Origin of the sequence: Hydrogenophaga sp. (assembly GCF_025699295.1) — a bacterium.
Lineage (GTDB): Bacteria > Pseudomonadota > Gammaproteobacteria > Burkholderiales > Burkholderiaceae_C > Hydrogenophaga.
Genome location: NZ_JAILWB010000005.1, coordinates 133,050 through 151,274, shown reverse-complemented (window position 1 = coordinate 151,274; position 18,225 = coordinate 133,050). Strand labels below are relative to the sequence as shown.

The following is an 18,225-nucleotide window of genomic DNA, read 5'->3' as shown; positions in this document are numbered from 1 at the left end:
GTGAGGGAGTCCCATGTTTCAACTGTCCCAACGTCCCATTCGCGCGCAGCTCTCGGTCCTGCTGGCCGTGGCCGCGCTGTTCCTCGTTGGTCTGGCCGGCATCGGCACCTGGGGCTTGATGCACAGCGCCGACATTGCGCGCCAGAGCAACGACGTCAACGTGCCGCGCCAGCGTGTGGCCAACGAGCTCATACAGGCGGTCAACGCCCGCGCGGTGGCCGCGCGCAACCTGACGCTGGCGGCGAACGCCGAAGTGCGTGGCGTCGAGCTGGAACGGGTGAAGAAGGCCCACGCGGCCACGCAGGCGGCGCTGGCCGAACTGCAGGAGGTCACGGCGAATGCCGCACCTGAGGAAAAGCGGCTGGTCGACGCGGTGGTGGCCGCCGAAGCGGACTACGGGCCGGTGGCGCTGCACATCACCGGGATCGCAGCCAGCGGTGACCTGACGCAGGCTGCCGCGCTGATCATCGAAAAGTGCAGGCCCCTGCTGGAGCGTCTGGACGGCGCCGTGGCCACCCTGCTGAAGTTCGAGGCGGACAAGGCACAGAAGGACCACCACGCCTTGCTGGCGGGCACGCACAACACCATGGGCTGGGTGGCCGCGCTCGGTCTGGGTGCCTTGCTGTCGCTGGTCGGACTGGGCTATGTCATCACGCGCGGTCTCGTGGCCAGCAGCCAGGCAGCATTGAGCGCGGTGGAACGCATGGCCGCGGGCGACATGTCGCTGCGCCTGCAGGCCGTCGGCGAGAGCGAGCCGCAGCGCGTGCTGCGTTCGCTGGACGCCATGGCCGCGCGGCTGCGCGATGTGCTGGGCACGGTGCGCCAGGCGTCCGACCAGATCGCCACCGCCAGCAACGAAGTGGCCAAAGGCTCGCAGGACCTCTCGGCCCGCACCGAGCAGGCCGCCAGCAACCTGCAGCAGACGGCGGCCAGCATGGAGGAAATGACGGCCACCGTGCAGCAGTCCAGCAATTCGGCGCGCCAGGCCAACCAGCTCGCCGGCGAGTCGGCCGAGGTCGCACGCCGGGGTGGCGACGTGGTCGGCCAGGTGGTGCAGACCATGGGCGACATCAGCAAGTCTTCGGGCCGCATCGGCGAGATCATCGGCGTGATCGATGGCATTGCCTTCCAGACCAACATCCTCGCCCTCAATGCTGCGGTGGAAGCGGCGCGCGCCGGTGAGCAGGGCCGCGGCTTCGCGGTCGTGGCGGGCGAAGTGCGCAATCTGGCACAGCGCAGCGCGCAGGCGGCCAAGGAAATCAAGCAGCTGATCGAGGACTCGAACAACCAGGTGACCGGTGGCACACGCCTGGTGCAGGAGGCCGGCGGCACGATTGCCGAGGTGGTGGACAACGCGCGCCGTGTGAGCAGCATCGTGGCCGAGATCATGTCGGCCAGCACCGAGCAGGCCGACGGCGTGGGCCAGATCAACGTTGCGGTGACCCAGCTCGACCACATGACGCAGCAGAACGCCGCACTGGTGGAGCAGACCTCGGCCGCGGCCGAGAGCCTGAAGGAACAGGCCCGCCAGCTGACCGCCGCGGTGGCGGTGTTCCGCCTCGACGGCCACGGCGCCGGCGCGCACGCCTGACGGCGCCGCCGCGATCGAACCGGCGGACCAGCGGTAAGGAAAAATACTGCATCCGGGGTATGCAGCGCGCATGAAGTGCCGTCGATGAAGGGGACACGATCCCCTTCATGCACGAGGCCCTTCATGTTTCACCTGTCCCGACAAACCATCCGCGCGCAGCTCGCGGTCCTGCTGGCCACGGCCGCGCTTTTCCTGGCCGGTGTGGCCGGTATCGGCGCCTGGAGCCTGCAGCGCACCGCCAGCCTGGCGGACCAGAGCCATGAAAAGAACCTGCCACGCCAGGATGCCGCGAACGAGCTGGGCCAGGCCGTGGCCGCGCGCGCCATCGCCGTGCGCAACCTGGCGCTGGCCGCGGAGCCCGCCGTGCGCGACGAGATGTACGCCATCACCGTGCGGGCGCATGAAGCCACCCAGGCCGCACTGGCCCGGCTCCAGGCGCTGAGCGCCGACGCGGGCGAGCAGGAGCGCCAGCTGGTGGAGGCCTTGGCAGCGGTCGAACAGGACTACGGCCCGGTGGCGATCCGGATCGCCGAGACCGCCAGGGACGGCGACATCAGTTCGGCCGGCTACATGACCATCGAGCACTGCCGCCCGTACCTGGAGCGCCTGAACAAGGCGGTGGCCGATGTCATCGCGCACGAGTCGAAGATCCTGGTCCACGACCACGACCAGCTGGTGGCCACCACGCACCAGGCCATCGTCTGGGTGGCCGTGCTGGGCCTGGTGGCCATGGGCCTGCTGGTCGGCCTGGGCTTTGCCATCGCGCGCGGCCTGGTGCGCAGCAGCCAGGATGCGCTGCACGCCGTGGAGCGCATGGCCGCCGGCGACCTGTCCCTGCGCGTGGACGCCCGGGGCCAGAGCGAGCCGCAGCGCGTGCTGCGTTCGCTCGACACCATGGCCGCGCGGCTGCGCGACGTGCTGGGCGCCGTGCGCCAGGCCTCCGACCAGATCGCCATCGCCAGCGAGGAGGTGGCCAAAGGCTCGCAGGACCTGTCGGTGCGCACCGAGCAGGCCGCCAGCAGCCTGCAGCAGACGGCCGCCAGCATGGAGGAAATGACGGCCACCGTGCAGCATTCCAGCAGCTCGGCGCGCGAGGCCAACCAGCTTGCCAGCCGCTCGGCCGATGTCGCCCGCCGCAGCGGCGAGACGGTTGAACAGGTGGTGCGGTCCATGAGCGACATCCAGCGCGGCAGCATCCGCATCGGCGAGATCATCGGCGTGATCGACGGCATCGCCTTCCAGACCAACATCCTCGCGCTCAATGCGTCCGTGGAAGCGGCGCGCGCGGGTGAACAGGGCCGCGGCTTCGCCGTGGTCGCCGCCGAGGTGCGCAACCTGGCGCAGCGCAGCGCGCAGGCCGCCAAGGAAATCAAGCTGCTGATCGAACAGTCCGGCGCGCAGATCTCCGGCGGCACGCGGCAGGCGCAGGAGGCCGGCGGCACCATGATCGAGGTGGTGGAGAACGCGCGGCGCGTCAGTGGCATCGTGGGCGAGATCACGACGGCGAGCAGCGAGCAGGCCGATGGCGTGGCGCAGATCAACGTGGCCGTGGGCCAGCTCGACCAGATGACGCAGCAGAACGCCGCGCTGGTGGAGCAGACCTCGGCCGCCGCCGAGAGCCTCATGGAGCAGGCCCGCCAGCTGGCCTCGGCGGTGGCGGTGTTCCGGCTCGACGGCGGAGAGGAAGCCGCGCAACCGCAGGAGGAGGCCTGAAGTGCAGGCGGGGTGCCCGGGCGCCGCACCCGCCGCACGGCCACCCGGCCGCCACGCGGCTGACACAAACGCCCGGTCCAATCGGCCCATGAAGACCGTCGACCTGATCTACTTCAACGCCGGCGGCGGGCACCGCGCCTCGGCGCTGGCCCTGCAGGCGGTGCTGCGCGAGCAGGAACGGCCCTGGCACGTGCGGCTGGTCGACCTGTTCGAGGTGCTGGACCCGCAGGGCAAGTTCCGCAAGATGACCGGCAGCGCGCCGGAGGACTGGTACAACCGGCGCCTGGCCCGCGGCTGGACCATCGGCATGGCGCAGGAACTCAGGCTGCTGCAAGGCCTCATCCGCCTGGCCCACCCCATGCTGCTGCGCCAGCTGCAGCAGCACTGGCTGCGCACCGAGCCCGACCTCGTGGTCTCGCTGGTGCCCAACTTCAACCGCGCCATGGTCGAGAGCCTGGCCGCGTCGCTGCCCGGGGTGCCCTATGTCACCGTGCTCACCGATCTGGCCGACGTGCCGCCGCATTTCTGGATCGAGCGCGATCAGCGCCAGCACCTCGTCTGCGGCACGCCGCGCGCGGTGGAGCAGGCGCTGGCACTGGGCCGCGCGAGCGAGCGCGTGCACGCCACCTCCGGCATGATCATCCGGCCCGAGTTCTACCAGCCCATGGTGCTCGACCGCGCGCGTGAACAGCGCCGCCTCGGGCTCGATCCCGCGCGGCCGACTGGCATCGTTCTGTTCGGCGGCCACGGCTCCAAGGCCATGCTGGGCATTGCCGAACGCCTGGCCGCCAGCACGCAGCTGATCCTGGTCTGCGGCCACAACAAGGCCCTGGCCGCGCGCCTGAACGCGTTGCCCGCGGGCGCCCCGCGCCTGGTGGTGGGCTTCAGCACCGAGGTGCCGCGCTACATGCGCCTGGCCGACTTCTTCATCGGCAAACCCGGCCCGGGCAGCCTCAGCGAGGCGGTGCAGCAAGGCCTGCCGGTGATCGTGGTGGACAACGCCTGGACCATGCTGCAGGAGCGCTACAACGCGCAGTGGGTGCGCGACAACGGCCTGGGCGTCGTGCTGCGCAGCTTTCGCGGCATCGAGCGCGCGGTGGCGCAGCTGCTGGCCGACCTCGACGGCCACCGCACGCGCGTGCGCCGCATCGACAACCGCGCGCTGTTCGAGATCCCCCGGATACTGGAAGGCATCCTGGATGAGGCGGCCTTGTGTAGCTGGCCTGTTCACGCTTCCACGAAGCGTTGAAGCGACTCAGGTTGGCGGCGAACCAAAATTCTGCACAATGGGGCGTTCGCTGCGGGTCTTCCCTTTCGTGAAGATCTGCTGATCGCCCCCAGGATTCAGACCATGCGCCCATCCATTGCCCTGAACCAGCACCGCGACACCATTCGTGCGGTGGCCTTGAGCCACCGCGTGACCAACGTGCGTGTGTTCGGCTCGACACTCCATGGCGATGACACCGAAGAAAGTGATCTGGACCTGCTGGTGGACCCGACGCCCGAAACCACGTTGATGGACATTGCACGGATTCAGGTCGAATTGGCTGGATTGCTCAAGGTCGGTGTGGATGTGCTCACACCCAACGCGCTGCCCACCAAATTCCGCCACCAGGTGTTGCAGGAAGCGCTGCCTGTATGAACCGCGCGAGCGCGCAGCGGCTGCCGGACTATCTGCAGCACATGGTCGATGCCATCTCGCGCATCCAGCGCTACCTCTCAAATGTCTCCGAGACCGGCTTCATGGGGGATGAAAAGACCCAGGATGCAGTCGTGCGCAACTTCGAGATGATTGGTGAGGCGGCGCGCCATGTGCAGACGATGTATGAGGACTACGCCGCTGCCCACCCCGAGGTGCCCTGGGGCTTGATGTATGCCATGCGAAACCGGGTGGCACATGGTTATTTTCAGGTGGACTGGAACCTGATCTGGAGGACGGCTCACGGCGAGTTGCCCACTCTGCGTGAGCAGATCGAGCGGCTGCTCGCGGGCTTGCCTCCTGGCGTCCGCTGACCGTTTGTTCGAGTGCCGCACGGCAGGCACTGCGTCCTTGAAAACGGGCCCGTTGTCAGGCGCGTGACAAGCAGCGGATATTTTTACAAAGCATCTGCTTGCTGAAAATCCGGGCGGCTGCTATCGTGCCCTGCATGAGCCTGGCCGACACCGAACTTCCCGCCGCCGCTGCCGCCGAGGCACCGCGCCGCACCCGCGGCCGCCCGCGCAAGACCGCCGATGAACGCGACGATGGCAACCGCCGCCGCGAGTTGATTGCCGGCGCGGCGCGGCTGTTCCGCCAGCAGGGCTTTGCCGCCACCACCACGCGCGACATCGCCGCGGCCGTGGGCATGCGCGCGGGCTCGCCCTTCTACCACTTCGAAAGCAAGGAAGCGCTGCTGGGCGCCGTGATGCTCGAAGGCATGCAGGGCGCGCTGCAGCGGCAGCAGGCGGCGCTGGCGCAGCTGCCGGCCGGCGCAGGCGCGCGCGAGCGCCTGCGGGCGCTGGTGCGCAACCACTTCGATGCGCTGCTCGGGCCCGACAGCGATTTCATTCCGGTGATGCTGTACGAGTGGCGCGCGCTGACCGCGGCGCAGCGCAGCGAGGTCAACCGGCTGAAGGACCGCTACGAGGCGGACTGGGTGCCCGAGCTGGAGGCGCTGCATGCGCAAGGCCAGCTGGGTGCGGACCCGGCGCTGGCCCGCCTGATGATCTTTGGCGCGCTCAACTGGTCGGCGCAGTGGTACGTGCCGCCCTCCGGCCGCAGCGCCAAGGCGCGCGCGCGCGCCACGCTCGACGAGCTCACCGACTCGGCGCTGCAACTCTTTCTGAAGGAACCGGCATGAACACCTCTCACTACCGATCGGTCTTCGCGCCCGGCCTGCTGCATGGCCGCGTGGTCGTGGTCACCGGCGGTGGCTCGGGCATTGGCCGCTGCACCGCGCACGAGCTGGCCAGCCTGGGCGCGCACGTGGTGCTGATCGGGCGCAACCTGGCCAAGCTGCAGGACGTGGCCGGCGAGATCGTGGCCGACGGCGGGCGCGCGAGCTTCCACGCCTGCGACATCCGCCAGGAAGACACGGTGCGCACCGTGGTCACGGCCATCGTCGGCGCGCACGGCCGCATCGACGGCCTGGTGAACAACGCCGGCGGCCAGTACATCACGCCGCTGGAGAACATCAGCGCCAAGGGCTGGCAGGCGGTGATCGACACCAACCTCACCGGTGGCTTCCTGATGGCGCGCGAGTGTTACGTGCAGAGCATGCAGGACAAGGGCGGCTCCGTGGTCAACATCGTGGCCGACATGTGGGGCTCCATGCCCGGCATGGGCCACAGCGGCGCGGCGCGCGCGGGCATGGTGAACTTCACCGAGACGGCGGCGCTGGAATGGGCCAAGAGCGGCGTGCGCGTGAACGCGGTCGCGCCGGGCTACATCGCCTCCAGCGGCATGGACCACTACCCCGAGGAGGCCGGCCCCATGCTGCGCGAGATGCGCGAGACGGTGCCGGCAGGGCGCTTCGGCAACGAGGCCGAAACCTCGGCCGCCATCGTCTTCCTGCTCAGCCCGGCGGCCAGCTTCATCAGCGGCAGCGTGCTGCGCGTGGACGGCGCACGCCCGCAGGTGCGCATGGGCTGGGGCCAGGTGGCCGCGCCGGTGGAGGTGCAGGGCCGCGACGCGGTCAAGCCCTTCGAGGGGTTTCACCGGTATGTGACGCCGAAGGTGTTCCAGGATGTTTGAATCGAGTTTCAACCCTCAGAGTCCGCAGGCCCAGCAGCGCCGCGAGGCCATGCTGGCGCGCATCGCGCAGCTGCGCGCGCTCGAAGACCGCGCGGCACAGGCCTCCGCGAAATCGAAACCCGTGTTCGACAAGCGCGGCCAGCTGCTGCCGCGCGAGCGCGTGGCCCTGCTGCTGGACCCCGGTGCGCCCTATGTGCCGCTGTGTTCACTGGCCGGCTATATGCAGGACACAAAAGACGCGGAGAAATCGGTGCCCGGTGGCGGCATGGTCGCGGGCATGGGCTTCGTGGCCGGCGTGCGCTGCATGGTGGTGGCCAGCGACTCGGGCATCGACGCCGGCGCGATCCAGGCGCGCGGGCTGGAGAAGATCCTGCGCGTGCAGGAGATCGCGCTGGAGAACCGCCTGCCCTTCATCCACCTGGTGGAGAGCGCAGGCGCCAACCTCACCAAATACAAGGTCGAAGGCTTCGTGCTCGGCGGCGGCCTGTTCCGCAACCTGGCGCGCCTCTCGGCCGCGGGCATCCCGGTGATCACCGTGCAGCACGGCTCGGGCACGGCGGGCGGCGCCTACATGCCGGGGCTCAGTGACATCGTGATCATGGTGCGCGGGCGTTCGCGCGCGTTCCTGGCCGGGCCGCCGCTGCTGATGGCCGCCACCGGCGAGGTGGCGACGGAAGAGGAGCTGGGCGGGGCCGAGATGCACACCGGGGTGTCGGGGCTGGGGGAGTACCTGGCGGAGGACGACCGGGAGGCGCTGGGGTTGGCGCGGCGGGTGCTGGGGCAGTTGGCGGCGCGGGCCCCTACCCCAACCCTCCCCCAGAGGGGGAGGGAGTTCGAGCCCCCTCCCCCTCTGGGGGAGGGCTGGGGTGGGGGCCACGAGCGCCAACCCCTCTTCCACCCCGACGACCTCCTCGCCCTCATGCCCCCGCACCACCGCGAGCCGGTGGACATGCGCGAAGTCATCGCCCGCATCGTCGACGGCTCCGAGCTGCTCGAATTCAAGGCGCTCTACGGCGCCGCCACCCTCTGCGTGCAGGCGCGCATCGGCGGCCACGCGGTGGGCCTCATCAGCAACAACGGCCCGATCGACGTGGCCGGCGCGAACAAGGCCACGCACTTCATCCAGTGGATGTGCCAGCTCGGCCACCCCCTCATCTACCTGCAGAACACCACCGGCTACATGGTCGGCAAGGACAGCGAGCAGGGCGGCATGATCAAGCACGGCAGCAAGATGATCCAGGCGGTGACGAATGCCACGGTGCCGCAGATCACCATCCAGTGCGGGGCGTCTTTCGGTGCCGGCAACTACGGCATGTGCGGGCGCGGTTATGCGCCGCGTTTCCTGTTCAGCTGGCCGCAGGCGAAGACGGCGGTGATGGGCGGCGAGCAGGCCGCGCGCACCATGCAGATCGTGGCCGAGGCCGGCATGGCGCGCAAAGGCATCACGCCCGACCCGGCGCAGATGCAGGCCCAGTTCGACCAGATCGTGAACGTGTTCGAAAGCCAGGCCGATGCCTTCCACACCAGCGGCCTGGTGCTCGACGACGGCGTGATCGACCCGCGCGACACGCGTGCCGTGCTCGCCTTCTGCCTCGACACCTGCGCCGAAGCCGCCGCGCATGCGCCGCGGCGCATGCAGTTCGGCGTGGCGAGGATGTAGATGGACTGAAGAAACCGCCGTTCGGTCTGAGCCTGTCGAAGCCTTCACCAACACCTGGGTGAACCCTTCGACAAGCTCAGGGCGAACGGGAACCCGAATCAAAAAGGAGACAAGACGCCATGCAATTCACCCACGAACACCGCGAGATCCAGAAGACGCTCAAGCGCTACATCGACGAGCACATCAACCCGCACGTGGACGAGTGGGAAGCGGCCGAAATCTTCCCCGCGCACGAGGTCTTCAAGGGCCTGGGCCAGCTCGGCCTGCTGGGCCTGACCAAGCCCGAGGCACAGGGCGGCGCGGGCCTGGACTATTCCTACGGCATGGCCATGGCCGAGACGCTGGGCCACATCCATTGCGGCGGCGTGCCCATGGCCATCGGCGTGCAGACCGACATGGCCACGCCCGCACTCGCGCGCTTCGGCAGCGAGGAACTGAAGCGCGACTTCCTCGCGCCCGCCATTGCCGGCGACATGGTCAGCTGCATCGGCGTGAGCGAACCCGGCGCCGGAAGCGACGTGGCCGGCATCAAGAGCGTGGCGCGCAAGGACGGCGACGACTACGTCATCAGCGGCCAGAAGATGTGGATCACCAACAGCCTGCAGGCCGACTGGATGTGCATGCTGGTCAACACCAGCGAAGGCCCCGCACACAAGAACAAGAGCCTGGTGATGGTGCCGATGCGCGAGGGCGGCAAGCTCGTCAAGGGCATCGAGGTGGCGCAGAAAATCCGCAAGATCGGCATGCACAGCAGCGACACCGGCCTGATCTACTTCGACGAGGTGCGCGTGCCGCAGCGCTACCGCATCGGCCAGGAGGGCGCGGGCTTCATCTACCAGATGCAGCAGTTCCAGGAAGAACGCCTGTGGTGCGCCGCGAGCACGCTGCAGAGCCTGTCCAACTGCATCGAATGGACGGTGGAATGGGCGCAGGAACGCAAGCTCTTCGGCGCCAGCCTGTCCGACCAGCAGTGGGTGCAGTTCAAGCTGGCCGAGCTCAAGACCGAGGTGGAGAGCCTGCGCGCGCTGACCTACCAGGCGGTGGAGCACTACATCGCCGGCGAGGACGTGACCGAGTGGGCCACCATGGCAAAGCTCAAGGCCGGGCGCCTCAACCGCACCGTGCCCGACACCTGCCTGCAGTTCTGGGGCGGCATGGGCTTCACGCTGGAAAACAAGGTCTCGCGCATGTACCGCGACGGCCGCCTGGCCTCCATCGGCGGCGGGGCGGACGAGGTCATGCTGGGGATACTGAGCAAGATCATGGGCATTGCGAAGAGGGCGGTGAAGTGAGCTTGCTGCGCGCGGGCCCCCACCCCAACCCTCCCCCAGAGGGGGAGGGAGTTCTCCCTGCGCCGCCAGAGGGGGCGGGCGTTCAACCCCCTCCCCCTCTGGGGGAGGGTTGGGGTGGGGGCTCCCCCGCCAACACCTGTCAGTACCACCAACCATGACCACCACCTTCCACACAGAACGCCAGGGCGATACCGAACGCTGGACGCTCAACGACCCCGCCACGCGCAACGCGCTGAGCGACGCCATGGTGCTGGGCCTGTTCGGCGCCTGCGTGCGCGCCCGGCAGGACGAAACCCTGCGCGTCATCGTGCTCACCGGCGCGCCCGGTGCCTTCAGCGCCGGTGGCAGCCTGGGCAGCTTTGCCAGCGCCATCGGCCAGCCGCTGCAGCCGGGCGAGGCGGACCCGCTGGTCGACCTGAACCGCGGCTTTGGCGACGTGCTGCACGCGCTGTGCGGCCTGCCGCAGTTGCTGGTGTGCGCGGTCGACGGCGCGGCCATGGGCGGCGGCTTCGGCCTGCTGTGCTGCGCCGACCACGTGATTGCCACGCAGCGCTCGACTTTCGCCACACCGGAAGTGACGCTGGGCCTGCCGCCGGCGCAGATCGCGCCCTTCGTCTGGCAACGCCTGGGCGACGCCGCCGCGCGGCAGTGCCTGCTGCAGGGCCGCATGTACAAGGGCGCCGAGGCGCAGGCACTGGGCCTGGTGGACGAGCTCGTGGCCGACGACGCGCTGGAGGCCGCCCTGGCCGCGCGCGTGCAGGCCATGATGCGCGCCGCGCCCGGCGCCGTGGCCAGCACCAAGCGCCTGCTGCAGCGCATGCGCAACGACGTGCCCGACCTGCGCACCGAAGCCGCTTTCGCCTTCGCGCAAGGGCTGCGCAGCCCCGAGGCCGCCGCCGGCCTGGCCGCCTTCGCGAAGAAGCAGCCCGCGCCCTGGGCCGGCCAGCCATGAAGAGACTTCTCATTGCCAACCGCGGCGTTCGCGCCTTGGCGCGGGGGAGCGCTCATATGGCCTGTCGGGCCATGTGCAGCGCTCACCAAATGGCACGGCACGCGAAGCGTGCAGGGCGATGAGCCGCGAGGAACCCATGAAGAGACTTCTCATTGCCAACCGCGGCGAAATCGCCCGCCGCATCATCCGCACCGCCCACGCCATGGGCATACAGACCGTGGCCGTGTTTTCCGAACCCGACGCGCGCGCGCTGCACGTGCGCGAGGCCACCACCGCGTTCGCGCTCGGCGGCGCGGCCTCGGCCGACTCGTACCTGCGCGTGGACCGCCTGCTGGACGCGGCCGTGGCCACCGGCGCCGACGCGGTGCACCCGGGCTACGGCTTCCTGAGCGAGAACGCCGACTTCGCCCAGACCGTGATCGACGCCGGCCTGATCTGGGTCGGCCCGCCGCCGGCGGCCATCCGCGCGCTGGGCAGCAAGTCCGCCGCCAAGGCGCTGGCCGCCGCGCACGGCGTGCCCTGCCTGCCCGGCTACTTCGGCGACGACCAGCGCGACGCCACCTTCGTGGCCGAGGCGCAGCGCATCGGTTTTCCGCTCATGGTCAAGGCCGTGGCCGGTGGCGGCGGGCGCGGCATGCGCCTGGTGCACGAGGCCGCGCAGCTGCTGCCCGCGCTGCAGGGCGCGCGCTCCGAGGCGCTGGCCGGCTTTGCGAACGGCGACCTGCTGATCGAACGCGCGCTGCTGCGCCCGCGCCATGTGGAGGTGCAGGTGTTCGCCGACACGCAGGGCCACTGCGTGCACCTGGGCGAGCGCGACTGTTCGGTGCAGCGCCGGCACCAGAAGATCATCGAAGAGGCGCCGAGCCCGGCGGTGTCGCCCGCGCTGCGCGAAGCGCTGGGCCGCTGCGCCGTGGCGCTGGCGCAGGCGGCGGGTTATGTGGGGGCGGGCACGGTGGAGTTTCTGGTGGACGAACCCTCCGTTCGGGCTGAGCCTGTCGAAGCCCCCGCCAGCACCTCTGGGACCCTTCGACAAGCTCAGGGTGAACGGGGGTTCTACCTCATGGAGATGAACACCCGCCTGCAGGTGGAGCACCCGGTGACCGAGGCCCTCACCGGGCTGGACCTGGTGGAATGGCAGTTGCGCGTGGCGCGCGGCGAGCCGTTGCCGCTGGCGCAGGATCAGATCATCTTCAGCGGCCACGCCATCGAGGTGCGCCTGTGCGCCGAGGACGAGCACCACACGCCGCACACCGGCCGCGTGCACCGCTTTGCCGAACCCCCGCTGCCCGCCGGCCTGCGTTTTGACCATGCGCTGGAAACCGGCAGCGAGGTCTCGCCGCACTACGACGCCATGCTCGGCAAGCTGATCGCCCACGCGCCCACGCGCCGCGACGCGATCGACCGACTGGCCCACGCGCTGGACCACACCCTGCTGCTGGGCCTGCCGAGCAACCGCGCCTTTCTGGCGGCCTGCCTGCGCAACCCGGTGTTCCACGAAGGCGGGGCGCTCATTCCCTTTCTGGCCGAGGAGGGCGAGGCCATCCGCGCCACGCTGCTGCCCCCGCCCGACGCGGTGCTGGCCGCCGTGCTCGCCGCCGCGTTCGACCGCCTGGCGCCCGCGAGCGCGCTGCCTTGCCCGTTCGCGCGCCCGCTGCGCTGGCGCCATGGCGAAGACCAGGTGCTCGACCTCGCGGTGCAGGAAACCGGGCAGGGCGCGCTGCGCGTTGCGCACGGCGAGCGCATGCAGCTGGCCCATGTGGCACCGGGCCGCGTGGTGGTCGACGGCAGCGCCTGGCCCGTGGCCGCCGCGCCACTGGGCGGTGGGCGCTGGCAGGTGCAGGCCGGCGCGCACACCATCGAGCTGGTGGACCTGAGCCACGCGCCGCGCGAACGCGCAGGCGGTGCGAACGCCGCGCGCGAGTTGCGCGCACCCTTCAACGGCAAGCTGGTGGCGGTGCACGCCACGCCCGGTGCGCGCGTCGCCCGCGGCGAGCCGCTGCTGGTGATCGAATCCATGAAACTCGAACACACCCTGGCCGCGCCGCGCGACGTCACCGTTGAAGCGCTCTCGGTGGCCGCTGGCCAGCAGGTGGCACCGGGCCAGCTGCTGTTGATCTTCAGCGCCTGAAGATGAGCTTGCTTCCGTTCGGGCTGAGCCCTTCGACAAGCTCAGGACAGGCTTTGTCGAAGCCCTTGCCAACGCCTGTTGCACGAGCCCTTCGACAGGCTCAGGCCCTTCGACAGGCTCAGGGCGAACGGTCTCGTTGCGTCTGGCTTGCGCGTTGCGCCCCCCGAGGACCGACATGAACAACGACTTCACCGCCGAAGACCGCGCCGCGCTCGTCGACACCGTGCAGCGTTTTGCCACGCAGGCCATCGCGCCGAACGTGCCCGCCTGGGAAGAAGCGGGCGAGCTGCCGCGCGCGCTGCACCGCCAGGCCGCGGAACTGGGCCTGCTCGGCCTGGGCTACCCCGAACACCTGGGCGGCACACCCGCGCCCTGGCGCGCGCGCAACGCCCTGTCGCAAACACTGGCGCGGCATGGCGGCAGCGGCGGCGTGATGGCCAGCCTGTTCACCCACAACATCGGCTTGCCGCCCATCCTGAAACACGGCGCGCCCGAGCTGCAGGCCGAGATCATCCCGCCCGTGCTGCGCGGCGAACAGATCGCCGCCCTGGGCATCACCGAGCCCGGCGGCGGCTCCGACGTGGCCGCCCTGCGCACCGCCGCGCGGCTGGAAGGCGGCGACTACGTCATCGACGGCGAGAAGGTGTTCATCACCTCCGGCATGCGCTGCGACTGGATCACGCTGGCCGTGCGCACCGACCTGAACAGCAAGGGCGCCAGCGGCATCAGCATGATCGTGGTGCCTTGCAGCGCACCCGGCGTCTCGCGCAGCCGGCTGGACAAGATGGGCTGGCTCTGCAGCGACACCGCGCACCTGCGCTTCGACGGCGTGCGCGTGCCCGCCCGTTACCGGCTGGGCGCCGAGGGCGCGGGCTTTCGCATGATCATGGGCAACTTCAATGGCGAGCGCCTGGCCCTGTCCGCCATGGCGCTGGGTTTTGCCGAAGCCTGCCACGACGAAGCCCTGGCCTGGGCGCGCCAGCGCCACACCTTTGGCGAGCCGCTGATCGAGCGCCAGGTGATCCGCCACAAGCTCATGGACATGCAGATGCGCATCCGCTCCACCCAGGCCTGGGTGGATGCGCTCGGCGACCGCGTGGACGCCGGCGACGAAGGCGCGGACTGGGTGGCGAATGTCTGCCTGCTCAAGAACCACGCCACGCAGACCATGCAGTTCTGCGCCGACGCGGCCGTGCAGATCCTCGGTGGCATGGGCTACATGCGCGGCACCGTCAGCGAGCGCGTCTACCGCGAAGTGAAGGTGATGATGATCGGCGGCGGCGCCGAGGAAATCATGAAGGAACTCGCCGCACGACAATGGGGCCTATGAGCAAGACACCCCCCGCCGTCGCCACACCCCCCGTCGAGTTCGAGCCCGCGTTCATCGCCGCGCTCAAGGAGCTGTTCGAGGAAAAGATCGTCTTCAACCGCGTGCTGGGCCTGCAGATCACGTCCATCACGCCCGACAAGGTCGGCGGCCGCATCGCCATGAAACCCGATCTGATCGGCCACTACCAGCACAACCGCGTGCACGGCGGCGTCGTCAGCGCCAGCCTTGACGCGATGGGCGGCCTGGCCTGCGTGGCCGCCATCGGCGCGCGCCACATGAACGAAGAACCCCTGCAGCGCCTGCAGCGCTTCAGCAAGCTCGGCACCATCGACCTGCGCATCGACTACCTGCGCCCCTGCGTGGGCGAACACTTCGAACTCAGGGCCGAAGTCCTGCGCCTGGGCTCGCGCGTGGCCAGCACGCGCATGGAGTTTCTGGGGGCGGACGGCAAGCTGCTGTGTGCGGGGTCGGGGGCTTATATCGTTTCTTGAGAGGGGGGGGTCGATTCCAACGTCTTCTTCTCAAAATGGGTGCAATTGGGTGTGTGAATGGCTCATTCACTGAACAGCGAAAATAAAAACCGCATCGAATATTCGATGTAATGCTATTATTCGCTGCGCAGAAAATAAAGCCCAGCATGTCTGAATCGAGCATCGCCGAACACGCCCTCATCGAACGGTTCCTGGAGTCGCTCCAGGAACTGCCGGGGGCGCGTGCCGAGACACAGGTGCGCGAAGCAGCCGCTGCGGGGCCTTCCCAGGTCGGTGCCGAAATCCACCTGAACATCGCGGGCAAGCCGGTCATTCTGTGGGTTGAAGTGAAGAAGACGGCCTACCCCCGGGATGTGCGCCAGGTGCTCTGGCAGTTCCAGTCGCGGCACCAGGCCCCTTCATCCCACGCCCAGCCCCTGTTGGTGGCCGAATCCCTTTCGCCGGGTGCGAAGGCGTTGCTCAAGTCCGAGCGCATCGGCTACTACGACAGCGGCGGCAGCCTGTTCCTGCCGATCCCCGGGGCCTATGTGTACATCGACAGGCCGCCATCCAAGACGCTGGAGAGATCGGTGCGGTCGCTGTTTTCCGGGCGTCGCGCACAAGTGCTGCATGCGCTCCTGATCGACCACCAAGACTGGTTCGGCGTCACCCAGGTGGCCGAGCGGGCACAGGTGGCGCCGTCCACCGTGTCCGACGTGCTGGGTGAACTGGAGCGTTTCGACTGGCTCGAATCCCGCGGACAAGGCCCGGCCAAGGAACGCCATCTGCGGGAACCTGCGGCCTTGCTGGATGCCTGGGCAGGGCAGTTGGCCCGTTCCAGCGATCAAGCCGTGCGCCGCTACTACGTGCCGGGTCTGAAGTCCGATGCCTTGCTGCAGCGCCTGGGCGAAGTGTTCAATGCGCACCAGGTCAGCTACGCGGTGAGCTTCGAGGCTGCCGCGCAGCGCTATGCCCCCTTCCTGTCGGGCATCTCGCAGGTGCGCACACGCCTGTTGCCGAGCACAGGCGCCGACGCTGCAATGGCAGAACTGGACGCGCGCGTCGTCGCGGAAGGGGCGAACCTGGTCGTCATCGCGGCGAAGTCGGCAGGCGAACTGTTGTTCCGCCAGCAGGTGGGCGGTGTGTGGCTGGCAAGCCCCGTGCAGGTCTACCTTGACTTGTTGCAGGGTGAAGGGCGCGCGAAGGAGATGGCCGAACACCTGCGCAGGGAGAGGATCGGCTTTTGATGGCCAAGCCGGCGACCTTCGACGGCTACAGCGATCCGTACACGCGGGATTGCGAACGCGTTCTTGTGACGCTGCTGCGCGGATTGGGGCCGTGGAAGAACTCGGTCTTTCTGGTCGGTGGGCTTACACCGCGCTACCTGGTGAAAGCGAGGCCGCCTGCCGTGCCGGCGCATGCCGGTACGCTGGACGTCGACATCGTGATCGATCTGCAGATCCTCGCCGACATGCAGGCGTATCACACGCTCGAAGAGAACCTGAAGAAGATGGGTTTCGAGCGCGCCGAGAACGACAGACAGCAGAAGCTCTCTTGGCGCTGGCAGACCCGCATGGAGCACGGCGCGCTCATGGTGCTGGAGCTTCTCGCCGATGCGCCCGAACTGGCCGGCGGCAGGGTTCAACCGCTGCCGACCGACGGAACGATCTCCGCCCTCAACATTCCGCACGCATCGATCGTGTTTGATCTGCACGAAGTCACCGAAGTCGAAGCCGAGCTTCTCGGGGGTGAAGGCATTGCAGTGGAAAAGATCCGGCATGCCAACCTGATCAGCTTCACCTGCCTGAAGGCGTTCGCGTTCGACCAGCGCTTCGAGCGCAAGGATGCGCACGACCTGATCTATTGCCTGGAGCACGCACCCGAAGGCACCGACGCGGTTGCCGAGGCGTTTCGCAGGGAGTGCGAAGACCGACACGGTGATGTGGTGAAGAGCGCGCTCGACATCTTGCGAAACCGGTTTGCGCAGGTGGGCGAGACCGAGGGATACCGCAAGGACGGCCCAGTCGCGGTCGCCAAGTTCGAGCTCGGCGAAGGTGATGAGCCGCAACGGCGAGAGGCGAGGGCGCTGCGCCAGCGCGAGGTCAGCGACGTCGTTGAACGGTTGCTCGCGCGGATGGCGTATCGATAGACCCTGGTGTGGTCCGTTTAGGTGGATCGAAAGACCTCGTGCCTGTGAAAGCTCATAAACGGTTCATGCAGCGCATGAAGTTCAACACGCATGTCGGCCTCGATGCCGAATCGCCTGGGCTCCGAGAGCAGTGGTGAGATGGCAATGGGCCCGTGGCTGGAGAATGTGACGAGTCCTGCGTCAAACACCTTGTCCAGATTGGGCGTGAGCAGCAGCCCATTGAAGGGATTGAGCCTCTCTGTGCTGCTGCAGGCCCGCCAGGGCTTGATGTGAGAGGCCACCAAGATCCCCGTGTCTGGGTATCCAGTCACCGCGCAGCATTGCCAATACGTCAGCAGCTTTTGCCGAAACGCACCTTGGCCCACCCGGGACTTGACCAACTCCAAGCGCTCCGTGGTGCTGAGTTCCGGGTCCGACAGGATGGCATCGATGTCTGTTTCCACGTCGCTTCCGAAGCCCTCCGCGAGGTACTCCGCGAACTTGTTCAGCGCGCTGCTGTACATGTCATGCCCGCGCTCATTGCGTTCCTGAAAGATGGGCAAGGCGCGGATGCGCGCGGCAGTTTCTCGGAAAGCAGATTCGCTGGTGAATGAAGTCAGTGGCCCCGCAACAAGGTCGTTCTCCATCGCCCAAGCCGTCAGCGGCCCTTGAATGGCACCCGCGTATTTGTCCACCGTGGCTTTGCTGAGCCCACGGTGGGACATCCAATCTGCGAAGTTCATGGCAAGCCGCTCCTTTGTTCGAAATGAAATGCTACTGTCGCTAACGAGAACCGTTTCGAGGGGAGGTCTCGGGTTTGTGTGGCCTCACCCCCCACCAAGCCACGCCCACGAGCAGGGCAAACGCGGAGTAAGCCGCCACAAACACCCACCACGGCGCCTCCCAGTACAGCAGCCGCGAGAGCCAGTGCTCGATGAAGCTCTCGCGGTAGCTGCCCTGGCCGGCGATGCGGCGCAGGTCCTGTTCCCACACGGTGAGCGGGCACAGTTGGCCCAGCCAGGCCTGGGCGGCGATGAAGGCCATCAGGGCCAGGTGTGTGAGGCGCAGGCCGAAGTGGCGCACCCAGCGCCAGCCGCGTGTGCCGCCGATCAGGATCAGGGGCAGCAGGCCGACCACGAAGACCACGATGCCCATGTGCAGCGCCAGGAGGGCGTCGGCGAGCAGGGCGGCGGTGGTGGGGCTGAGGTTCATGGGGGCATGTTGCGTC

General features: G+C 68.5%; 17 protein-coding genes. 15 read left to right on the top strand and 2 right to left on the bottom strand.

Features of this window, described 5'->3' with window-relative positions; all coding sequences use genetic code 11:
- Nucleotides 1-13: 13 nt before the first annotated feature.
- The 15 genes from K5880_RS06645 (at nt 14) to K5880_RS06575 (ending at nt 17,018) form a co-directional block, all read left to right on the top strand.
- Nucleotides 14-1,591, top strand: a complete 1,578-nt coding sequence (locus K5880_RS06645) for a methyl-accepting chemotaxis protein (RefSeq protein WP_297650035.1) — start codon at nt 14-16, stop codon at nt 1,589-1,591.
- Nucleotides 1,592-1,714: 123 nt separating this feature from the next.
- Entirely contained in the window at nt 1,715-3,304 is a 1,590-nt protein-coding gene (locus K5880_RS06640) for a methyl-accepting chemotaxis protein (RefSeq protein WP_297650033.1), read from the top strand.
- Nucleotides 3,305-3,392: 88 nt separating this feature from the next.
- The gene (locus K5880_RS06635) at nt 3,393-4,553 is read left to right on the top strand and encodes a glycosyltransferase (protein WP_297650031.1); all 1,161 of its coding nucleotides are present in this window, start codon (nt 3,393-3,395) and stop codon (nt 4,551-4,553) included.
- A gap of 102 nt (nt 4,554-4,655) precedes the next feature.
- Entirely contained in the window at nt 4,656-4,946 is a 291-nt protein-coding gene (locus K5880_RS06630; RefSeq protein WP_297650029.1) for a nucleotidyltransferase family protein, read from the top strand.
- Nucleotides 4,943-5,317: a DUF86 domain-containing protein gene (locus K5880_RS06625; protein WP_297650027.1), complete on the top strand. Its 375-nt coding sequence runs from the start codon at nt 4,943-4,945 to the stop codon at nt 5,315-5,317. Before K5880_RS06630 ends, K5880_RS06625 begins: the two co-directional genes overlap by 4 nt.
- A gap of 134 nt (nt 5,318-5,451) precedes the next feature.
- Nucleotides 5,452-6,144, top strand: a complete 693-nt coding sequence (locus K5880_RS06620) for a TetR/AcrR family transcriptional regulator (protein ID WP_297650025.1) — start codon at nt 5,452-5,454, stop codon at nt 6,142-6,144.
- A complete protein-coding gene (locus K5880_RS06615) occupies nt 6,141-7,037 on the top strand; it encodes an SDR family oxidoreductase (protein WP_297650023.1) in 897 nt (298 codons plus the stop codon). Before K5880_RS06620 ends, K5880_RS06615 begins: the two co-directional genes overlap by 4 nt.
- On the top strand, nt 7,030-8,697 hold the full coding sequence (locus K5880_RS06610; protein WP_297650021.1) for a carboxyl transferase domain-containing protein: 1,668 nt from the start codon (nt 7,030-7,032) through the stop codon (nt 8,695-8,697). Before K5880_RS06615 ends, K5880_RS06610 begins: the two co-directional genes overlap by 8 nt.
- A 119-nt stretch (nt 8,698-8,816) precedes the next feature.
- Nucleotides 8,817-9,989: an acyl-CoA dehydrogenase family protein gene (locus K5880_RS06605; protein WP_297650019.1), complete on the top strand. Its 1,173-nt coding sequence runs from the start codon at nt 8,817-8,819 to the stop codon at nt 9,987-9,989.
- 154 nt (nt 9,990-10,143) lie between these two features.
- Nucleotides 10,144-10,941 (top strand): enoyl-CoA hydratase/isomerase family protein, encoded by a 798-nt coding sequence (locus K5880_RS06600; protein ID WP_297650017.1) that lies wholly within the window; start codon nt 10,144-10,146, stop codon nt 10,939-10,941.
- 136 nt (nt 10,942-11,077) lie between these two features.
- Nucleotides 11,078-13,069, top strand: a complete 1,992-nt coding sequence (locus K5880_RS06595; protein WP_297650015.1) for a biotin carboxylase N-terminal domain-containing protein — start codon at nt 11,078-11,080, stop codon at nt 13,067-13,069.
- 175 nt (nt 13,070-13,244) lie between these two features.
- Entirely contained in the window at nt 13,245-14,399 is a 1,155-nt protein-coding gene (locus K5880_RS06590; protein ID WP_297650013.1) for an acyl-CoA dehydrogenase family protein, read from the top strand.
- On the top strand, nt 14,396-14,890 hold the full coding sequence (locus tag K5880_RS06585; protein WP_297650011.1) for a thioesterase family protein: 495 nt from the start codon (nt 14,396-14,398) through the stop codon (nt 14,888-14,890). The genes K5880_RS06590 and K5880_RS06585 overlap by 4 nt, the downstream gene beginning before the upstream one ends.
- A 146-nt stretch (nt 14,891-15,036) precedes the next feature.
- Nucleotides 15,037-16,116, top strand: a complete 1,080-nt coding sequence (locus tag K5880_RS06580; RefSeq protein WP_297650009.1) for a hypothetical protein — start codon at nt 15,037-15,039, stop codon at nt 16,114-16,116.
- On the top strand, nt 16,116-17,018 hold the full coding sequence (locus tag K5880_RS06575) for an antitoxin (protein WP_297650008.1): 903 nt from the start codon (nt 16,116-16,118) through the stop codon (nt 17,016-17,018). Before K5880_RS06580 ends, K5880_RS06575 begins: the two co-directional genes overlap by 1 nt.
- A 17-nt stretch (nt 17,019-17,035) precedes the next feature.
- Here the strand turns inward: K5880_RS06575 and K5880_RS06570 are convergent, their stop codons facing one another.
- A complete protein-coding gene (locus K5880_RS06570) occupies nt 17,036-17,740 on the bottom strand; it encodes an HNH endonuclease signature motif containing protein (RefSeq protein ID WP_297650006.1) in 705 nt (234 codons plus the stop codon).
- Nucleotides 17,741-17,780: 40 nt separating this feature from the next.
- Entirely contained in the window at nt 17,781-18,209 is a 429-nt protein-coding gene (locus tag K5880_RS06565; protein WP_297650004.1) for a DUF2784 domain-containing protein, read from the bottom strand.
- Nucleotides 18,210-18,225 lie beyond the last annotated feature (16 nt).